The sequence below is a fragment of the Allorhizobium ampelinum S4 genome (genome assembly GCF_000016285.1).
Lineage (GTDB): Bacteria > Pseudomonadota > Alphaproteobacteria > Rhizobiales > Rhizobiaceae > Allorhizobium > Allorhizobium ampelinum.
Map to the genome: position 1 here is coordinate 662,991 of NC_011988.1, position 19,370 is coordinate 682,360.

General features: G+C 61.3%; 18 protein-coding genes. 7 read left to right on the plus strand and 11 right to left on the minus strand.

Annotated elements, in window-relative coordinates; all coding sequences use genetic code 11:
• Positions 1–29: 29 nt before the first annotated feature.
• Positions 30–635: an ANTAR domain-containing response regulator gene (locus AVI_RS20080; protein WP_012653969.1), complete on the minus strand. Its 606-nt coding sequence runs from the start codon at positions 633–635 to the stop codon at positions 30–32.
• A complete protein-coding gene (locus AVI_RS20085; protein WP_041698541.1) occupies positions 632–1,816 on the minus strand; it encodes a transporter substrate-binding protein in 1,185 nt (394 codons plus the stop codon). The genes AVI_RS20080 and AVI_RS20085 overlap by 4 nt, the downstream gene beginning before the upstream one ends.
• 394 nt (positions 1,817–2,210) lie before the next feature.
• Here AVI_RS20085 and AVI_RS20090 point away from each other — a divergent pair, with 394 nt between their 5' ends.
• The 7 genes from AVI_RS20090 (at position 2,211) to AVI_RS20120 (ending at position 10,120) form a co-directional block, all read left to right on the plus strand.
• Positions 2,211–3,113, plus strand: coding sequence for a LysR family transcriptional regulator (locus AVI_RS20090; RefSeq protein WP_012653971.1), 903 nt, complete (start codon positions 2,211–2,213; stop codon positions 3,111–3,113).
• A gap of 194 nt (positions 3,114–3,307) precedes the next feature.
• Positions 3,308–4,783 carry an ABC transporter substrate-binding protein gene (locus AVI_RS20095; protein ID WP_234617670.1) on the plus strand — a complete coding sequence of 492 codons (1,476 nt, stop codon included), beginning with the start codon at positions 3,308–3,310 and terminating at the stop codon, positions 4,781–4,783.
• Positions 4,784–4,901: 118 nt separating this feature from the next.
• Positions 4,902–5,852, plus strand: a complete 951-nt coding sequence (locus AVI_RS20100; RefSeq protein WP_012653973.1) for an ABC transporter permease — start codon at positions 4,902–4,904, stop codon at positions 5,850–5,852.
• Positions 5,849–6,715: an ABC transporter permease gene (locus AVI_RS20105; RefSeq protein ID WP_012653974.1), complete on the plus strand. Its 867-nt coding sequence runs from the start codon at positions 5,849–5,851 to the stop codon at positions 6,713–6,715. The genes AVI_RS20100 and AVI_RS20105 overlap by 4 nt, the downstream gene beginning before the upstream one ends.
• Positions 6,712–7,707, plus strand: coding sequence for an ABC transporter ATP-binding protein (locus AVI_RS20110; RefSeq protein ID WP_012653975.1), 996 nt, complete (start codon positions 6,712–6,714; stop codon positions 7,705–7,707). The genes AVI_RS20105 and AVI_RS20110 overlap by 4 nt, the downstream gene beginning before the upstream one ends.
• On the plus strand, positions 7,707–8,699 hold the full coding sequence (locus AVI_RS20115) for an ABC transporter ATP-binding protein (RefSeq protein ID WP_012653976.1): 993 nt from the start codon (positions 7,707–7,709) through the stop codon (positions 8,697–8,699). Before AVI_RS20110 ends, AVI_RS20115 begins: the two co-directional genes overlap by 1 nt.
• A 26-nt stretch (positions 8,700–8,725) precedes the next feature.
• Positions 8,726–10,120, plus strand: a complete 1,395-nt coding sequence (locus tag AVI_RS20120; protein ID WP_012653977.1) for an amidase — start codon at positions 8,726–8,728, stop codon at positions 10,118–10,120.
• A gap of 16 nt (positions 10,121–10,136) precedes the next feature.
• Here the strand turns inward: AVI_RS20120 and atzF are convergent, their stop codons facing one another.
• The 9 genes from atzF to AVI_RS20165 are packed head-to-tail and all read right to left on the minus strand — an operon-like array spanning position 10,137 to position 19,352.
• The gene (gene atzF, locus AVI_RS20125; RefSeq protein ID WP_012653978.1) at positions 10,137–11,930 is read right to left on the minus strand and encodes an allophanate hydrolase; all 1,794 of its coding nucleotides are present in this window, start codon (positions 11,928–11,930) and stop codon (positions 10,137–10,139) included.
• A 3-nt stretch (positions 11,931–11,933) separates the two neighbouring features.
• Entirely contained in the window at positions 11,934–12,278 is a 345-nt protein-coding gene (locus AVI_RS20130) for a cupin domain-containing protein (RefSeq protein ID WP_012653979.1), read from the minus strand.
• Complete coding sequence (locus tag AVI_RS20135; RefSeq protein WP_041698925.1) at positions 12,271–12,939, minus strand: cysteine hydrolase family protein; 669 nt, start codon at positions 12,937–12,939, stop codon at positions 12,271–12,273. Before AVI_RS20135 ends, AVI_RS20130 begins: the two co-directional genes overlap by 8 nt.
• Positions 12,939–14,465, minus strand: a complete 1,527-nt coding sequence (locus tag AVI_RS20140; RefSeq protein ID WP_012653981.1) for an ABC transporter ATP-binding protein — start codon at positions 14,463–14,465, stop codon at positions 12,939–12,941. The genes AVI_RS20135 and AVI_RS20140 overlap by 1 nt, the downstream gene beginning before the upstream one ends.
• Entirely contained in the window at positions 14,462–15,523 is a 1,062-nt protein-coding gene (gene atzD, locus AVI_RS20145; RefSeq protein WP_012653982.1) for a cyanuric acid amidohydrolase, read from the minus strand. Before atzD ends, AVI_RS20140 begins: the two co-directional genes overlap by 4 nt.
• On the minus strand, positions 15,520–16,221 hold the full coding sequence (gene biuH / locus AVI_RS20150) for a biuret amidohydrolase (RefSeq protein WP_012653983.1): 702 nt from the start codon (positions 16,219–16,221) through the stop codon (positions 15,520–15,522). Before biuH ends, atzD begins: the two co-directional genes overlap by 4 nt.
• Positions 16,222–16,229: 8 nt before the next feature.
• Complete coding sequence (locus tag AVI_RS20155) at positions 16,230–17,246, minus strand: formamidase (RefSeq protein WP_012653984.1); 1,017 nt, start codon at positions 17,244–17,246, stop codon at positions 16,230–16,232.
• Positions 17,247–17,262: 16 nt separating this feature from the next.
• On the minus strand, positions 17,263–18,189 hold the full coding sequence (locus AVI_RS20160; RefSeq protein ID WP_012653985.1) for an ABC transporter permease: 927 nt from the start codon (positions 18,187–18,189) through the stop codon (positions 17,263–17,265).
• Complete coding sequence (locus AVI_RS20165) at positions 18,189–19,352, minus strand: ABC transporter permease (protein ID WP_080517051.1); 1,164 nt, start codon at positions 19,350–19,352, stop codon at positions 18,189–18,191. The genes AVI_RS20160 and AVI_RS20165 overlap by 1 nt, the downstream gene beginning before the upstream one ends.
• Positions 19,353–19,370: the final 18 nt, after the last annotated feature.

Genomic DNA, 19,370 nt, shown 5'->3' on the forward strand with positions numbered 1-19,370 from the left:
AAAAACTCCTTATGGACTGCAATACTGTTTCAGTTGGATTTCGGGATCGGAAACTCGCCGATATGCCGGTCATTGCGGCAGATGGCCTCGGCGGCATCCTCGATGGTCATGCCCCAGTCCATCGCCACCATGCGCAATCTGCGCCAGGCCTCGGCCTCGGTGCAGGCGCCCTGCCGCAGCAATTCCAGCACGGCATGCACCACGACCGGCCTTTGGCGGACCCGGTTTTCAAGATTGCGGATGTCATCGGCCTGGCTGCGGGCTGCCTGATAGGCATGGGCGGCGATCAACAGGGCGCTATAGGCACCGGTAGAGCCGACCGGTTTTAGGAGATGGGCATTGGAGCCTTGCGACAGCGCCCATTCGATCCGCCCCGGGGTTTCCGAGCCGATCAGTGCGATCATCGGCATCGGCGCAAAGCCGGCTGGCCAGGGAAATTGACCGTCATGACCCATATCGGCATCGAAAAACACGATATCGGCCCCGGCATGGCTTTCGTCCAGTTGCGGCCAGGCGACCGTCACCCGAATATGCAGGAGTTCGAGCTGGCGTTGCAGCGCATCGACGGAAGGATGCGGGCGATGCAGGATGATTGCATGCCAATTGGCAAGCAGAGGACGTTCGGGCCGCTTCATTTGATCACCTTCAGGGATGGTGACGTCTGGGGTTTAGGCGCGGGTGGAGTGTCTTCCATTCGCTTTGGCTGGCTGCGCACCAGATAGGGATCAGCCTCAATGGGCACCGCCGCACTTTGAAACAGCGTGAAGGAACCATCGTGGTCCGAAAGCGCGATATGCGGACGAAGCGCGGCGTGCTGGGTGCGGGGGTCGATTTTCAATGGCCCAAGCGGGGTGCGAAACAGCCGGTTCGTGGCGGCATGGCGCACGGCCTCCGGCATGTCGCTGCCCACATCGGCCATCGCCTGCGCCAGAACCATGACAGCGGTATAGGCAGAAACGAAAGGCGTGGTCAGGCGGCGGTCCTGACCGTGACGCCGTGCGATTCCTGCCTTGAACGCCTGGTTTTCCTCGGTTTCCAATCCCTGAAAGTAGACAGAGGTGGTGATATGGCCGATCCGGGCGGATGGCTCCAGAACGGCGAGATCTGTTTCGCAGAGATTGCAGGCTGTGACGGGACAGTTCTCCGGGCCAAAATCAGGATCTTCGCGCCGCAGGGCGTCATAGGCGGCCAGAAAGGCGGCTGCCGATTGGCCGACGAGATTGCTCAGGATGAAATCGGGCCGCTTTTGACGGATCTCGGCAATCAGGTGATCGACCTGGGTGGAGCCGAGCGGCATATACCGGTCGGCGACCACCTGGCCACCGCTGGCCTCGGTAAGTTCCCGGGCGATCCGGCTGACTTCCCAGCCCCAGATATAATTGGACCCGACAATGAAAGGCCGCCGTCCGAACCGTGGCAACACATGTGCAAACAGCGGCAGAAGGTGCTGGTTGGGACAGGCACCGAGATAAAGCGCGCTGTCGCTGGCCTCGTAGCCTTCATACGGAAAGGCATACCAGAGCAGCGCGCCTGACCGTTCGACCACCGGCAGGATTTCTTTTCTGCTCCAGGAGGTGATGGCGCCGATGATATGTTTACAGCCATCGTCGCGGGTAGCCGCTTCCGCCATCAGTCCATAGCGCTCGGCATTACCACCGGGATCAGCCAGTTTCGCCTCGATTTGAACAGCAAATGCCGCATCCGTATTGATCTGCGCAATGGCCGCCATCGCCCCGTCGACGGCTTCCCGGCCAAGTGCCGCATAAGGCCCGGTGGTCGAGAACAGGATCGAAATCGGAACGGTCATCCTTGTCATGCAGTCTCTCTGGTCATGCGATTTTCTCTGACAGTCAAAATCGCGCATAAAAAAAGCCCCGGCTCGTCCGGGAAGACGAGTGGCGGGGCGTGTTTGCCTGCGGCATCAAAGCCATGTGCTCGGCGACAAGGACAATAAACGGTGTCCAGTCGCCAGTTTGCCCCTAAATCCGTGTGGATTATCGGAAGCTCACTTGCACGCTATGCCCAGGTTAAAATATAGTCAACAGGAATTTTCGCCCATTTAATAGGCTTTAATGGTTGCGCGCTTGTGTCTTCTGCAACGAACGCGCTTAACGGAGCGACAGGGCCAATATGGGAAAAACATCACCCCAGACGGGACTTGGAAGGCATGGAGAAATCTGGCAATTCTGCTGCGGCGGGGATGAACGGGCATGCAGATAAAAGCACTGATCTATTTCGATGAACTGGTGCGAACCCGCTCGATGCGGGCCGCTGCCGAGCGTCTGAATGTGCAGCCGACCGCCTTTGCCCGACAGATCGATCAATTGGAGCATTATTTCGGCACGGTGCTGATCGAACGGTCGAGCCGGGGCATCCAGTTGACGGCGGCGGGCGAGCTGCTGGCGGCAAGAGCGGGCAAGACATTGCGGGAGCTGAACCATGTTCACCAGTTGATCGACGATCTCCAGGGCTTGAAGCGCGGCCATGTCACTATCCACGCAAACGGTGCGACGGTTGCCAATTTGCTGGCACCGGCTCTGGCCGATTTCAGCCTGGTCTATCCCAATATCCGGTTTTCGGTGACCATTTCCAGCGCTGGTCAGGCGATGGAGGCCTTATCGAGTGCCAAGGCGGACATGGCTGTTACCCTGTTTTCCGAGCCTGATCCGGGCATACGGGTGCGGGCACGGGCGCAGATCGTCTATGATGTCATCGCCGCCAGCCATCATCCGGCAGCGCACTTGGCGGAAATGACCGTCACCGAGCTTGCCCGCTTTCCGCTGGCGGTGCCGGATGGGTCCTTTGGTGCGCGCCGGGCCTTCGATGCCTGGTTTTCCAAGGCCGGTCTGGAGCTTGATCCGGTTTTTGTGACGGGGTCGCTGGAAATGCAGCGCGAACTCGTGCTGCGCGGCGCGGCCCTGACGTTGCTGCCAGCCCAGACGGTGGCGCGTGAGCGCCGGTCCGGCGAACTGGTGGTTATTCCGGTTGCCGGTGGGGCGGGCATCCGCACACCCATCGATCTTTGCGTCGCCGGTGACCGGCAATTGTCGTTTGCCGCTTCAAAGCTGGTGGATGCAGTTGAGCGGTTCATGCGCGAGCAGATGGGGAAATGAAGATGTGCGTGTAGCGTTTTGCGCTCCACGCAGAACACAAAAAACCGCATTGTGTGGTTGCTTGCGAAATGACAGTATTTTCGGCAATGACGCCACCCGTGGTAAACACGGAAAAACGAGCGTTCACGAAGGGGAATTTGACGATGGTTCATGCACGCTTTTTCAAGCCGGGCACTTTGCGTCGCATCGCGTTGATGACGCTGGCGGCGACGACGGTGTCGCTTGTCGGTCCCGGCCTGGCGACGGCGGCCCAAAGGACGTTGACACTCGGCATGAATATCGAGCCGACTGGGCTTGATCCGACGGTGGCAGCCCCTGTGGCCATCGGCCAGGTGACCTGGCAGAATATTTTCGAAGGGCTGGTTGCCATCGACCGTGACGGCAAGATCGTGCCGCAGCTGGCGAAAAGCTGGGAGATCTCCCCCGACGGCCTCACCTATACATTCAAGCTCCAGGAGGGTGTGACCTTCCACGATGGTGAGGCGTTTGATTCCTCCGTGGCGAAATTCACGCTCGACCGGGCGCGAGGCCCAGACTCGACCAATGGCCAGAAACGGTTTTTTAGTGCCATCGACAGCATCGAGACACCGGACAAGGCAACGCTAGTCTTGAAACTGAAGGAACCAGCGGGCTCGCTGCTCTACTGGCTGGGCTGGCCCGCCTCGGTGATGGTGGCGCCGAAAACTGCTGCTGATGACAAGACCAATCCCATCGGCACAGGCCCGTTCAAATTCGTCAGCTGGACCAAGGGCGACCGGGTGGAGCTTGCCGCCAACCCTGATTACTGGAACAAGCAGGTGAAGCTTGGCCTCGACAAGGTGGTGTTCCGCTTCATTCCCGATGCTCAGGCCCAGGCGGCGGCGCTGAAATCCGGCGGCGTCGATGCCTTTCCAGAGTTCAGCGCGCCGGAACTGATGGACAGTTTCAAGGACGACGCCAAGCTTGCGACTGTGGTCGGCAATACCGAGTTGAAGGTCGTGGCGGGCATGAACAACACCCGCAAGCCGTTCAACGACAAGCGTGTGCGCCAGGCGCTGATGATGGCGATTGATCGCTCGACGCTGGTGGAAGGCGCCTGGTCCGGCTATGGCACTGTGATCGGCAGCCATTATACGCCGAACGATCCGGGCTATATCGATACCACCAAGGTCCTGCCCTATAACCCGGAAAAGGCCAAGGAGCTTCTGGAGGAGGCTGGCTATCCAAACGGGTTCAGCTTCACCATCAAGACCCCGCAAATGACCTATGCGCCGCGCAGCGCCGAAATCATGCAGGCCATGCTGGCTGAAATTGGCGTGACGATGACGATAGAGCCCACCGAGTTTCCGGGAAAATGGGTGTCGGACGTGTTCAAGGGTACGGATTATGACATGACCATCGTTGCTCACGCCGAGCCAATGGATATCGATATCTATGCCCGCGACCCCTATTATTTCAACTATAAGAACCCGGTCTTCAACGAGACGATCAAGAAGATCCAGGCCACATCCGATCCGGCGGCCCAGGCCACGCTCTACGGTCAGGCGCAACAGATCCTGGCGGAGGACGTACCCGCCCTCTATCTGTTCGTCATGCCGAAGCTTGGCGTGTGGAACAAGAAAATCAAGGGCTTGTGGGAAAACGAACCGATCCCAGCCAATGTTTTGTCACAGGTGTATTGGGAGGATTGATCCTGATCGGCGATGACCTGAAACGGCCATCGCCTCCCGATGCAAGAGCACGTGAGATTGACTGTTTCGTCCTAGCACGGAGCGGGCCCGAAAAATCCGTGCGGAAGGAAAACCAGAGATGCTTGCCCTTATTCTCAGGCGGCTGGGCGGCCTTGTCCTGACACTGGCTGCCGTGTCCATCCTGATCTTTATCCTGATGGATGTGTTACCTGGCGACCCCGCCGCCGTCATGTTAGGCACCTCGGCAAGCCCCGATACGCTGGCGGCGCTGCGCCATGAACTTGGCCTCGATCAACCGCTGGCGATCCGCTATCTGCACTGGTTGGCAGGTGCCGTGACGGGGGATCTGGGCCAGTCCTATACCTATGGCGTGCCGGTGGCTGGCCTGATCGGCGAGCGCCTGACCGTAACGCTGCCTTTGGCGGTGATGGCGATCCTTTTGTCCATGGCAATCGCCATCCCAATGGGTGTGGCCTCGGCCTCCAGGCGCAATAGCGGCTTTGATTATGCGGCTGGCTTTCTGTCGCAACTGTTCATCGCTGTTCCGGGTTTCTGGGTTGGTCTGCTGCTGGTGCTCGGCTTTTCCATAGGGCTCGGCTGGATGCCGGCTGGCGGCTTTGCCGGGTGGCAGGCAGGGTTTGGCCCGGCACTGCTGTCGCTGACCCTACCCGCCGTCGCGCTGGCGTTGCCGCAGGCAGGCGTATTGACCCGCGTTACCCGCTCGGCGGTGCTTGAGGTGATGAACGAGGATTTCGTCCGCACCGCCCGCGCCAAGGGCCTGACCCGGCGCGCAGCTTTGTGGCGTCATGCGGTGCCGAATGCGCTGGTGCCTGTCATGACCATTCTTGGCCTGCAATTCACCTTCCTGATCGCCGGGGCTATCCTGATCGAAAATGTCTTCAACCTGCCGGGTCTGGGGCGGCTTGCCTATCAGGCGCTGAACCAGCGCGACATCATCGTAATGCAGGATGTTGTCCTGTTCTTCGCGGGCCTGGTGATCATCATGAATTTCCTTGTCGATCTCTCTTATCTCGTACTGGACCCAAGATTGCGGGGCAGGGGCAAATGACCACGACCGTGACAATCTCAAAGCCGTCTACCAGGCGGCTCACCCGTCTTTTTCTTCGCCCGACTTTGCTGATCGGCGGGCTGATTATAATCCTGCTGGTGGCGATTGCCCTTCTGTCGCTGGTCTGGACACCGCTGCCGCCGACCCGGATGCAGATCGTCTATAAGCTGAAGCCGCCGCTGGTGCATGGCCTGCTGGGAACCGACCAGCTGGGCCGCGACCTGACCTCCATGCTGATGGTCGGGGCCTGGAATTCCCTGTCGACAGCCATGGCGGCTGTGGTGCTTGGCGCAGGCGTCGGCACGCTGTTCGGCGTTACGGTTGCAGCGCGGCGCGGCATGGTCGAGGCGCTGACCATGCGGATCAATGATGTGATCTTCGCCATTCCGCCGATCCTGTCGGCCATGATGCTCGGCGCGCTGCTCGGCACAGGGCGGTTTACCGCCATTATCGCCATCGCCGTATTCATGGTGCCGGTTTTTGCCCGCGTTACCGCCAGTGCGGCCCTCCAGGTCTGGTCGCGGGATTATGTGCTGGCGGCGCGTGCCGCAGGCAAGGGGCAGGTTCTCATTACCATCGAACATGTCCTGCCCAATATTGCCAGCCAGATCATCGTACAGGTCGCCATCCAGCTTGGTCTTGCCATTCTGACCGAGGCGGGCTTGAGCTTTCTTGGTCTCGGCATGCCGCCACCGGCGCCGACCTGGGGGCGGATGCTGGCCGATTCCCAGACCTATCTGGCTGCCGCGCCCTGGCTTGCCATCCTGCCGGGCCTGGCCATTGCGCTCACCGTGCTCGGCTTCAACATGCTGGGCGATGGGCTGCGCGATCTTCTCGACCCGCGTGAAAAGGGGCGTTCATGAGCGAGAAACCGTTGCTCTCCATTCGCGACCTGTCCATTGCGGTTGATCTCCCCGATGGCCGGTCCATGCCCATTATCGATGACTTGAGTTTCGATCTGCGGGCTGGCGAAACGCTTGGCATTGTCGGCGAAAGCGGCTCGGGAAAATCACTGGCATCGCTCGCAGTCATCGGCCTTCTGCCCCGCGTTGCGCGCCCGACTGGCCAGATCCTGCTGGACGGAGAGGACCTGTTGAGCGCCAGCGAAGACCGGCTGTGCAAGATCCGTGGCAACCGGATCGGCATGATCTTCCAGGAGCCGCTGACGGCACTCAATCCGGCGATGACCATCGGCGACCAGATTGCCGAAGGCGTGGTCTGGCATCGCGGTCTCAGCTGGCGGCAGGCGCGTCGTGAGGCGGTGGCGCTGCTCGATCAGGTCCGCATTCCCGACGCAAAACGCCGGGCCGGGACCTATCCGCATGAAATGTCGGGCGGCCAGCGCCAGCGTGTCGGCATCGCCATTGCACTGGCATTGAAACCGGCGCTGATGATTGCCGACGAGCCGACCACGGCGCTTGATGTGACGGTCCAGGCCGAAGTGCTGGATATTCTCGATGATCTGGTGCGCGAATACCGGATGGCGCTGATCCTCGTCAGCCATGATCTCGGCGTCATTGCCCGCATGTGCGACCGAACCCTGGTTCTCTATGCCGGTAGGCGGATGGAGGAAGGTCCAACCCGCGATGTTCTGACCTCTCCGCTCAATCCCTATACGCGCGGCCTGCTGTCTGCCGTGCCGAAGCGGGTGCCTGGAAAGGATGGCGAGGAAGGCAGGCTTGCCACCATTCCCGGCACGGTTCCCGGGTTTGCGCAGCTGCCGGAAGGTTGCTGTTTTTCCGACCGTTGTCCTGATGTGGTGACGGAGTGCCGTCGCACCGCGCCGGGCTGGTCGAGGCAGGGCGAGGATCGCGGTGTGCGCTGTCTGCGCGCTGAGCAAGGGGAGATCCGCTGATGACCGACACCAGTCTTCTCGATATCCGCATGCTTGCCCGCGACTATACCAGCCGTCCGCTGTTCGGAAAGCCGCATACCAGCCGGGCGCTGGACGAGGTGTCGCTGACGGTTGGGCGCGGCGAAATCTATGGCATTGTCGGCGAAAGCGGCTGCGGAAAATCCACCCTTGCCCGGCTGGTGATGGCGCTCGACCGTCCAACGTCGGGCCATGTCCTGTTTGACGGCGACGATCTGTTTTCACTGTCGCCGGAAGCACTGAAGCGCAAGCGGCAGGCTTTCCAGATGGTGTTTCAGGACCCTTTCGGCTCGCTTGATCCGCGCCAGACCATCGGGCGGATTATCGCTGAACCGTTGCATGTGCTGACGCCCAGGCCGGGTAAGGCCGCAATCGGCGAGAAAGTTGCCGCGATGCTGGAAAGCGTCGGTTTGCAGGCGGGGCATGCGCAGCGTTATCCGCATGAGTTTTCCGGCGGCCAGCGCCAGCGGATCGCCATTGCCCGCGCCCTGATCACCGAACCGAAACTTGTCGTGGCCGATGAGGCGGTCTCGGCGCTCGATCTCTCGGTGCAAGGGCAGGTCCTCAACCTGTTGATGGATCTGCGCCGCATACGCGGGGTCAGCTTTCTGTTCATCACCCATAATCTGGCGGTGGTGGATTGTATCGCTGATCGGGTCGGGGTGATGTATCGCGGCAGGCTGGTGGAGCAGGGACCGGCCCATGCGGTCTTCGAGCAGCCCCTGCATCCCTATACGAAAATTCTGGCCGATGCCGAGCCAAGCGTTCACCGTTTCGGCAGGCCGCAAAAGCCTTACCCTCTGCCTGATATCAGCGGCGATCCCGATATTGGCTGCGCGTTCCGTGGCCGCTGTCCACTGGCGCAGACACGCTGCACCATGGAACAGCCAGCGCTGCGCGAGATCATGCCCGGACGCGAGGCGGCTTGCCACCGTGCCGAGGTGATGGCCGGGACCGATACCTTCATCCGATAAAAGACCAAAGATAGAGAAAGCCAGGAATGACCGATCTTGTTGATTTGACCATCCGGGAGCTTATTGCCGCTTTCAGCGCCAAGACCCTGTCGCCGGAAGACTATTGGAACGCGGTTGAGGCCCGGATCGATGCTTTCGAGCCCTCGGTTCAGGCGCTTTACCTCTACGATTCCGAAAGCGCCCGTGCCCAGGCCCGCGCCTCGACGGATCGCTGGCAGCGCGGCGCGGCCCTCGGCCCGCTCGATGGCATTCCTGTCTCGCTGAAGGAGCTGATCGCTACCAGAGGCCAGCCGGTGCCGCTCGGCACTGCCGCCGTTGATCTCGTGCCTGCTGCGGCGGACGCGCCGATTGCGGCACGGATGCGCGAAGACGGCGCGGTGATTTTCGCCAAGACCACCTGCCCGGATTATGGAATGTTGTCTTCGGGCCTGTCGAGCTTTCATCCGCTCAGCCGCAATCCCTGGGATCTCAGCCAAAACCCCGGCGGCTCCAGTGCCGGTGCGGCAGCGGCAGGGGCTGCCGGGTTCGGACCGCTGCATATCGGCACGGATATTGGCGGCTCTGTGCGCCTGCCCGCCGGGTGGACCGGGCTGTTCGGCTTCAAGCCCAGCCATGGCCGCATCCCTGTTGATCCCTATTATGTCGGGCGTTGCGCCGGGCCAATGACCCGCTGCGTCGATGATGCCGCCTACTCGATGATAACCTTGGCCCGCCCGGACTGGCGTGACGGGACCAGTCTTCCCCCAGAGACGATCAACTGGCTGGATGAGGATATCGATATCAGCGGCATGAAAATCGGTGTCATGTTGGACGCTGGCTGCGGTCTTGCAGCTGAACCAGAGGTGCGCGAGGCAATTATTGCTGCCGCTAAGCGCTTTGAGGCGGCAGGGGCCGAGGTTTTCGAGGTTGGCCCGGTGATGAACCGCGCCATGCTGGATGGGCTGGACGTGTTCTGGCGAGCAAAATTCTGGGGTGATATTGCCGCCCTCAGCACGGAAAAGCGCCAGATGATCCTGCCCTATATCTATGAATGGGCCGAGGGCGGTGCCAATGTCAGTGGCGTCGATGCGGTCAAGGGCTTTGGCCAGACCATCGAGATGCGCAAGACCTGCGGCGCGTTGTTTACCCGCGTTGATGCGGTTCTATCGCCGGTCAATCCTGTCGTTTCCTATCCGGCGGAATGGGCCTCGCCAACCAATGATCCGCAGAAGCCTTTCGAGCATATTGCCTTCACGGTGCCGTGGAACATGTCGGAACAGCCAGCAGCATCGATCAATTGCGGCTTTTCAAACAGCGGCATGCCGATTGGCTTGCAGATCGTCGGCCCACGGTTTGGTGATCTGACCGTGCTGAAACTGTCGAAACTGTTTGAAAGCTGGACCGGGCGGATCAACACTTGGCCGCAGCCGCCACGGTCTTGAGGGGGCTTATTGAGGCTCAAAGGCTGGCAATATAGGCCCGCCAGCCACCCAAATGCGTAATGTCCTCAGCGCCTTCGACCGCCGAAGGCTCGACGAGAAAACCCTTGGCGCTTGATCCGTCATCCAGGAAAACCGTGCCGATACACATCGGCGAGGGGATCATGTTGACGAACTGGCCGAAGCCAGCGGGCGTCAACTGCCAGATTTCCACCGCAATGGCGGCACCTTGCTCGACCCGGACCAGGCCAGGCTTGGGCGGTGTCTGGTTGGGCAGGGCAAACAGCTTGTAGCTGGCCGATGTCGTCCCAGCCCGCAGGAACCTGGCGTTGAGGCTGGTCAGTTGGTGATTGAGCGGCATGCCGGACAGATGCGCGCCGACAACGATGACAGGGATCAGACCCTCCGCCTTTTCCACTGGCTTTTCTGGTGACGGCGGCAGCGGCCAGCCGGTGGCACCAATGGTGGTTCCAAGTCGGTTGTGCAAGGCTGAACCGAGTGCTGCGGTCAGGCCGTCGGCACCGAAGGGTGCCAGGAGTGTGACGCTGGAGGGCAGGCCATCGTTGCGCGTTCCGGTCGGCACGGCAATGCCGCACATGTCCAGAAGATTGACGAAATTGGTATAGGTGCCGAGGCGTGAATTGGCCTTGATCGGTTCGGCTTCCAGATCGGCCAACGTGTAATGGGTGGGTGCTGTCGGCACGCAGATCACATCGACCGAGGCGATCACCGGCGCCAACTGCTGCTTCAATGCTTGCAGGCGGTACATGCCGGAAAAGGCATCGGCGGCAGTCAGGGTTTTCGCCGCGCTGTAGATCTTGTGCGTCACCGGATGGAAGCTTTCGGGCTTCGCATCGAAAAATTCCTTGACCGCCGCATAGCGCTCGGCCACCCAGGCGCCTTCATAGAGCAGGTTTGCGACCTCGTAAAAGCCGGAAAACGGCAGGTCCACGAGCGTGTGGCCCATGGCCGAAAGCTCCGCCAGCGCTTTTTCGAAACTTGCTTCCATAAGGCTGTCGCCGAAGAATTCGCGGTCGGACTTGGCGGGAACGCCAATACGCAGGACTGGCGCGGACGCCAACGCATGGCCGGTGGGCATGGTGCGGGAATATGCGTCCGCGGCATCATGCTTTGCGGCGACGGTGAAGACCTTATGGGCATCTTCCACCGTCAGCGCGAAGATCGACACGCAATCGAGGGTGCGGCAGGCGGGGATGACGCCGGTGGCCGACAGCGCCCCGACCGAGGGCTTCAACCCGACAATATTGTTCAGCCCGGCTGGAATGCGGCCAGAGCCTGCCGTATCGGTGCCGAGCGCGAAGCTGACAATGCCCTGCGCCGTTGCCACCGCCGAACCTGAACTGGAGCCGCCGGGGACCAGTTTGGGGTCAATTGCGTTGCGGGGAATGGCATGGGGCGTGCGCACGCCGACCAGGCCAGTGGCGAACTGGTCGAGATTGGTCTTGCCGATCACCAAGGCACCCGCGTCTTTCAACAGCCGCACTACAGTCGCATCGATTTCGGGCGTATAGGCATAATCCGGGCAGGCAGCGGTGGTTGGCAGGCCCGCGACATCGATATTGTCCTTGACGGCAAAAGGAATGCCCCAGAGCGGCTTTGTCTCCGGCGAAAAAGCGCCGAGCGCCTGGGCCTGATCCAGCAGGCTCGCTTTGTCGGCAAGCTCAAGGAAGATGCCGGGATCGTTGATGGCGGCGATGCGGGAAAATACCTCTTCGATCATCTCCTGTGGTGTCCAGCCAGAGGCATAGGCGGCGTGAAGCGATGCAATATCAAAAGCTTGAGAAAATGCCATGGATCAATTTTCCAATAGTGTTACGGGGCGATCCCATTGGATCAGGACGGTGCAGCCATCAATGCTCCACACGGAATGTTCGGTGCCTGCCGCATTGACGATATAGGAGCCGGTGCCATAGGTGCCGGTCTCGTCGGACTGGCTGCCTTCCAGCACCAGAATGGTTTCCAGCCCTTCGTGGCGGTGGCGGGGAACCGAGGCTCCGGCCTGATAGGCGAGAAGGGCGACGCCGGGCTGGTCGCCCTCAAAACGGCGGATCCAGTGAATGGTCACACCGTCGCGGAACGCCTCATAGGGCAGGCTTTTCCAGCCACCTGAAAGCATGTTGTCACGGGTCGTTTCAGCCATGGGCAAGCGCCTCCAGAAAGGGGTCGAGATGGGCGGTCCAGCCGACAATGCCGCCCTGGGCGCGGATCATCTCCAGGGTTGATTGCTTGAAGGCCGGAAAATAGCTGGCGGTGGCTTCTTCAATCAGCAGGCAGTCATAGCCCCGGTCATTGGCTTCGCGCATCGTGGTCTGCACGCAGACCTCGGTGGTGACACCGGCAAAGATCAACTGGGTAATGCCGCGCGCTGTAAGCTCTTCACCGAGAGTGGTAGCATAGAACGCACCCTTGCCGGGCTTTTCGATCACCAACTCGCCGTCAACAGGCGCTAGCTCCGGCAGAATGCCGGTGCCGTATTCCCCTGAAATCAGGATGCGGCCCATCGGTCCGGGATCACCGATCCGCAGGGTAGGATTGCCGCGATTGCGCTTGGCATCCGGCAGGTCGGAGAGATCGGGCCTGTGGCATTCCATCGTGTGGATCACGGTAAGACCGTGGGCGCGGGCCGCCTCCAGCAAGCGTTTCACATCCGGCACGATGGCGCTGACGAGGCTGACATCATTGCCAAGTGTTTCGCCAAAGCCGCCCGGCTCGGTGAAATCGCGCTGCATGTCGATAACAATAAGCGCCGCCTGGTCCAGCTTCAAAGGGAAGGCGAAGGGTTGGGCCTTGATATCCACCATCATGCATGTCCTGCCATATGGGCGCCGATCACGGCAATGTCGGCGCCGCGCGCCGGGGTCTCGTAAACCAGCCTGCCATCCGACATCACGACAATGCGGTCGGACATCTCCATCAACTCGTCCAGATCCTCGGAGAACAGCAGCACGGCGCTGCCATTGTTGCGCGCCTTCATTATCCGGGCGCGGATTTCGGCGACGGCGGAAAAATCCAGACCAAAGCATGGATTGGAGACAACCAGTAGATCGACATCGCCGGTTAGCTCCCGCGCCAGCACGGCGCGCTGCACATTGCCGCCCGACAGTGAGGCAATCGGCGAGGCGGGAGAGGCTGTCTTGACCTTGAAATCGGCAATCAGCCGCCCGGCTGTCTCGCGCATCGCCTTGGCATTCAACCAGAACCGGGTTTTTCCCTTGGCATCCACATCGAAATCCCGAAAACTCAAGTTCTCAGCCACCGACATTCTCGGCGCACAGGCATTCAGCAGCGGTTCTTCGGGGATGAAGCGAACATTGGCGGCCCGCGTTTCCTGACGGGTAGCCGTATAGGGCCGGTCCTTGACGGTGATGTCGCCCGCCTCGGCAGGCCGTTGCCCGGCCAGCACTTCGGCCAATTCCTTCTGGCCATTGCCGGAAATGCCGGCAATCCCGACGATTTCGCCAGCTCTGACCTTGAGATCATCGACCTCGATGCTCTTCAAACCACTGCGATCACGGGTTTTCATACCCCGGATCGACAGGATGGAAGGGCTTGCTTCCACGACCGGCAAGCGGCTGTCCAGCTCGGCCAGTTTGACATCGCCGATCATCATCGCCGCCATCTCCTGCGTCGTCAGGTCTGCTGTGCGGCCTGAGCCGACCAGCTTGCCACGCCGCAGCACCGACACGGCATCGGCGAATTTGCGCACCTCGTGGAATTTGTGGGAAATCATCAGCACGGTCAGCGCGCCGCGCTCGGTCATGCTCCGCACCAGGCCCAGCATGTCATCCGCCTCGGCGGGGGTCAGCACCGATGTCGGCTCGTCGAGGATCAGGAACCGGCGTCCGAGATAGAGCTGTTTGATGATTTCCAGCTTCTGCTTTTCGCCCGCCGACAGTTCCCGCACCGGGCGCTCCAGCGGGATCTGGAAGGGCATGGTCGCCATGAAATCGTTGAGCGCTTGGCGCTCTCGCCGCCAGTTGATCATCGCAGGCACGGCATTGCGGCTGATGACCAGATTTTCCGCGCCGGTCAGTGACGGCACGAGCGTGAAATGCTGGTAGACCATGCCAAGCCCTAGCGCTGCCGCATCGCGGGGCGAGGCGATCTCCACTTCCCGGTCCTCGACCAGCAATTGGCCTGAGGTCTGGCGGTAAAAGCCCATGATGCACTTGACCAGCGTCGATTTGCCCGCGCCGTTTTCTCCCAGCAGGGCGTGAAACGAACCGGCCTGCACCTTGATGGAGACGGCATCGAGGGCGGTGAAGCTGCCGAACCGCATGGTCATGGCGGCGGTCTCGATGCAGATGGCACTTCCGCTGGGCTTCATATCACATCCTCCCGCTCGACAATAATTGCCACCGGCCCGCCGCCGGGCGGTCCCTGATGTTCGGCTCCACCAGACACATACAGGTCCGTTTCGCCGAACACGCCAGCCAGCACGCCGCCGACAAAGGCGCGGGCATGGCGGGTGCCGGAAATGTCGCTATCCTCAAGCATGGTGTGGCGCTTGCCCCGCACGGTGCCGCGCGGATCGGGTTCGGCCTTGGCCAGCACGGCGCTCAGTTTTCCAAGCGGCATGTCGGACCAGGCGGCCCGCACGCTCGGCGCATCCATGGCGTCGAACATCACCGTATGCGTCATGGCAAATGGCCCGCTCCAATGATCGCTCATGCCGAGAACGATGATTTCGTGATCGGTCAGTTCAACACCAGCCGAGGTGGAGGCGCGGGCGGAATAGAGGTCCAGCGTGCGGCAGATGTCGGTGTCCTTGATGTCGTCCATGTCAAGTTCGCCCAACGCCACGGCGACGCCAAGCGCCGAGGCACCACGTGAATAACCCATGGATTTCAGCGTCTCGGCAATAACCGTGCGTTTGCCACGCGCCTGGGCTTCCGCTACGCGCGCCGAGGTTAGCAGCGGGCATTTGATCTGAACGAAATGCACGTCCGCCGGATCGTCGATCCCGGCATCAGCCATGGCGGCACGTACGCCCTGGGCGACCAGATCCACCTGTTCCTTGCGGCCCAGATGTTCTGGCAGAAGCGAGGCGGTGCGGGCAACGCCGATGGCGAGCGAGCGGTTGGGCGCTGCCTCCACCCGTTCACGGGCAAAAATCGTCCAATGGGGCGACAGCGCCCCTTCCGTGCCGCCGGACATGACGATGGAAACGCCTGTTACACAGAGGCGGGCAAACAGCTGCTCGAATGTGGCTGTGGCAAAACCACGGGTGAAATCATTGACGCAGCCATTGCCTTCGGTCTTGCCCAGCACCGCGACGATGCTGTGCGGATTGAGGCCGCTGCCAATCAGCGCTTCAACGCCGGATATGTCATCCGGGGCAGAGGCGGCAACGCGGTAAACCGAGGCGCGGAAACATGTGGTCACGGTAGGGCCTCAATCAGGTCTTTCGAATTGGAGACCGCGCCGAACACGCCGCCCTGCATTTTCACCATCTTGATGGCGGCGAGGTGATTGCCGTAATCAGTTGCGCCGCAGCAATCTTCCAGCAGCAGGCATTCAAAGCCCCGGTCATTGGCCTCGCGCATCGTGGTGTGCACACAGACATCGGTGGTGATGCCGGTGAGGATGATATTCTGGATGTGCTTCTGATTGAGGATCAGTTCGAGATCGGTGGCGCAGAAAGAGCCCTTGCCGGGCTTGTCGATAATGGTTTCACCGTCCAGCGGAGCCAGTTCCTCGATAATGTTCCAGCCCGGCTCGCCACGCACCAGAATACGGCCGCAGGGGCCGGGATCGCCGATGCCGGACTTGATGCGTTGCGAGCGCCAGCGCTTGTTGGCGGGCAGGTCGGCGAGGTCAGGGCGATGGCCTTCGCGGGTGTGGATGATGTGGTAGCCCTTGGCCCGCATCGCTGCCAGCACTGCCTTGATCGGCTCGATCGGTGCGCGCACCAGCGACAGGTCATAACCCATGTGATCGACATAGCCGCCGGGGCCGCAGAAATCGGTCTGCATGTCGATGATGATGAGCGCGGTATTATCCGGCCGCCAATCGCCATTATAGGGCCAGGGATAGGGATCGGCGGCAAGCGTGTGAAATTTTGTCTCTGTGGACATATCCATGATGGCTCCTATTCGGCGGCGGATTTGGCAGGCTTGCCGTAGAGGCGGGTGGGTTTTTCAAAGCCGCAGGCTGTGCCGTCGGTGATCTTCACCTCGACTTCCCAGGGCAGGCGATAGCGGCCTGCTGCCAGGTCGTGCATGTAAGTGTAGGGCGCATCCTGCGCGCCGCCAGCGACTGCCACATAGCCGCGATGGCCCAGCTGGTAGATGTTGTTTTCCACACCCCAGCCCAGCCGCGCCTCACGCACCAGATCGGGCCGGACCTCGGCGGTAATGATCTCGTTGACACGGCCTGATGTGCCGTGGGCGATGATCGAGCCGTCGAAATTGCAGATCATCCCTTCGCCCATGCTGTCGAATGTGCCGTCCGAACCGCACATGCAGACATTGGCTGTGACCATCAGATTGCAGAAAGCGTTGGACTGGTTGGTGAAGCGCCAGGATTCGCGGATCGGTGCGGTATAGCCTGCCGTGCGGATCATGATTTCGGCGCCCTTATAGGCGCATTCCCTCGCCATTTCGGGGAACATGCCGTCGTGGCAGATGATCAGCGCCAGCTTGGCACCCTTCGGCCCGTCGATGACGGGAATGCCGAGATCGCCCGGCTCCCATGGCTCGACTGGCACCCACGGATGCATCTTGCGGTAATAGAGCTTCAGCGCGCCGGTATCGTCGATGATAATGCCGGAATTATAGGGCATGCCGCCGGGATTATATTCCATGATCGAGAAACAGCCCCAAATGCGGTTCTGTTTGCAGGCAGCCTTGAAGGCGGCCACTTCCGGCCCATCCATCCGGCACATAATATCAGGGTTGATATCCATCGAAAGGCCGTGCAGGGCATATTCGGGAAATACCACCAGATCCATGCCCGGTTGGTTGCGCCGGGCTTTGGCCACGAGATCGACGATCACCTGGGTCTGGCGGGCCAGATCCTGCGGTGTCACGGTGACGGGAAGTTGTAGCTGCACGAGTCCAATGCCGACGCCGTGTTCCGATTTGTTCAATCCGCCCAATCCGTTCATGGGAACCTCCTGTGCTTTATTTCGTCAAGGAAAGCGCCGCCGGAGCGCCGGACAGCGCCCGTGTCGGTGACGATGTGATGATGAGAATGATCAGGGTCAGCACATAGGGTGCGGCGTAAAACAGATAATAGCCCTCGCTAACGCCGACGGATTGCAGCGCCGGGCCGAGCGCACCAGCCCCGCCAAACAGCAGGGACGCCAGCACGCAACCGAGGGGGTTCCAGCGGGCGAAAATCACCAGCGCCACGGCCATCAGGCCTTGGCCAGACGAAATCCGCTCGTTCCAGGAGCCGGGATAAAACAGCGACAGATAGGCACCACCCACCGCCGCCAACGCCCCGCCTGCCATGGTTGCCAGCAGGCGCACGGTGTCCGGGTTGATGCCCATGGCACGCGCCGCATCCGAACTGTCGCCGACCACCCGCAGGATCAGGCCGATCCGGGTATTCTTCAGCGCCCACCAGAGCACAAGTGCTAGCACAAGGCCGATGACGAACAGGATGTTGATGGTCAAAGCCGCCTGGATCTGTGGGAGGTGTGACCAGAAGCCGAGGGAAATGACCGGCAGTTTCGGCGCGACCGGCTGGATGAACGGCTTGCCGAAGAAGAAGGCGAGGCCCAGCCCGAACTGCATCATCGCAATGCCGATGGCGATATCGTTGACCTTCGGAAATTTGCAGATAAAGCCATGCAGCAGGCCAAACAGCGATCCGGCCACCATGGCAGCCGCGACGCCAGCCCAGGGCGAACCGGTCATGACCGCCACGGCATAGGCGGCCATGGCACCGAACACCAATGTGCCTTCAAGACCGAGATTGATGCGGCCTGATCGTTCCGTCAGGGTTTCGCCGAGGCTGACGAAGATGAAGGGGGTGGAGACCCGGATGGCTCCCGCCAATATCGCCAGCGGCACGCCCCAGAGGCCAAGTGCGCTATCGTCCATCATTGGGCTCCTTTCGCGGCGTCCGGCTGTTTCCAAAGCTCAGGATTAAAGACGCGGAACCGGCCATACAGCGTTTCGCAAAACAGGATGACCACGAACAGCGTGCCTTGAAGCACCAGCACGGTGGCATCCGGCAGACCCATGCGGCGCTGGATCAAGCCGCCGGACGCGGTGATGCCGCCGAGGAAGATCGCGACGGGAATGATCGCCAGCGGATTTTGCCGGGCGAGGAAGGCGACGAGAATGCCGGTATAGCCATAGCCAGCCACCAGCGCACCATTGGCGCTGCCTTGCACGGCGGCAACTTCGATCATCCCGGCAAGGCCTGCAAAACCACCGGCCAGCGCGGTGAAGCCGACGATCAACCGCCCAACCGGAAGCCCCTGGATCTGGGCGGCGCGCATATTGCCGCCCGCGATCCGGGCCGCAAAACCGATGCTGGTCCATTCGATCACGATATAGGAGAGAATGCAGGCGATGACGCCGACGGCCAGGCCCCAATGCACGTCCATGCCGGGGATTTTGCCGATCATGTCGGCGGCGGGCAGGGGCAGGGTCGAGGGCTTGTTGAGGCTGGCCGGATCGCGCAGCGGCCCTTCGATCAGGTGGTTCATCAGCGCGATGGCGATATAGGCCAGCAGCAGCGAGGATATGGTTTCATTGACGCCGCGATAATGTTTCAGCGCTCCGGCAAAGCCGATCCACACACCGCCCGCCAGCATGGCGCAAAGCCCCATGATCAGCCAAAGAGCAGGGGGACTAAAGCCCGGAGCCAGCGGAACGGCGATGGCCGCCGCCGCCAGGCCGCCCAGCACCAGCGCGCCCTCCGCGCCAATGATTGTCAGTCCGAGGCGCGCCGGAAGTGCCACGCAGAGTGCGGTCAGCAGCAGCGGGGCTGCCCGGCTAAGGGCATTTTGCAGTGAAAACCACGAGCCGAAGCCGCCCGCAAACATCAGCTGGAACAGTTGCAGCGGCGATTTGCCGATGGCGATAATGAACAGGCTGAACAGGCCAAGCCCCATCAGCACGGCCAGCAAAGTGATGGCCACCGGCTCGGCGCGGCGGGCCAGCCATTCCACCACCGGACGCAGCGCGTGACGCCCCGCAGACTTGGGTTGCAAGCCATGCGGCTGGGGTGTCCGGCTCTCAGGTGTCGTGGTCATGGCCCGCGCCTCCATTGG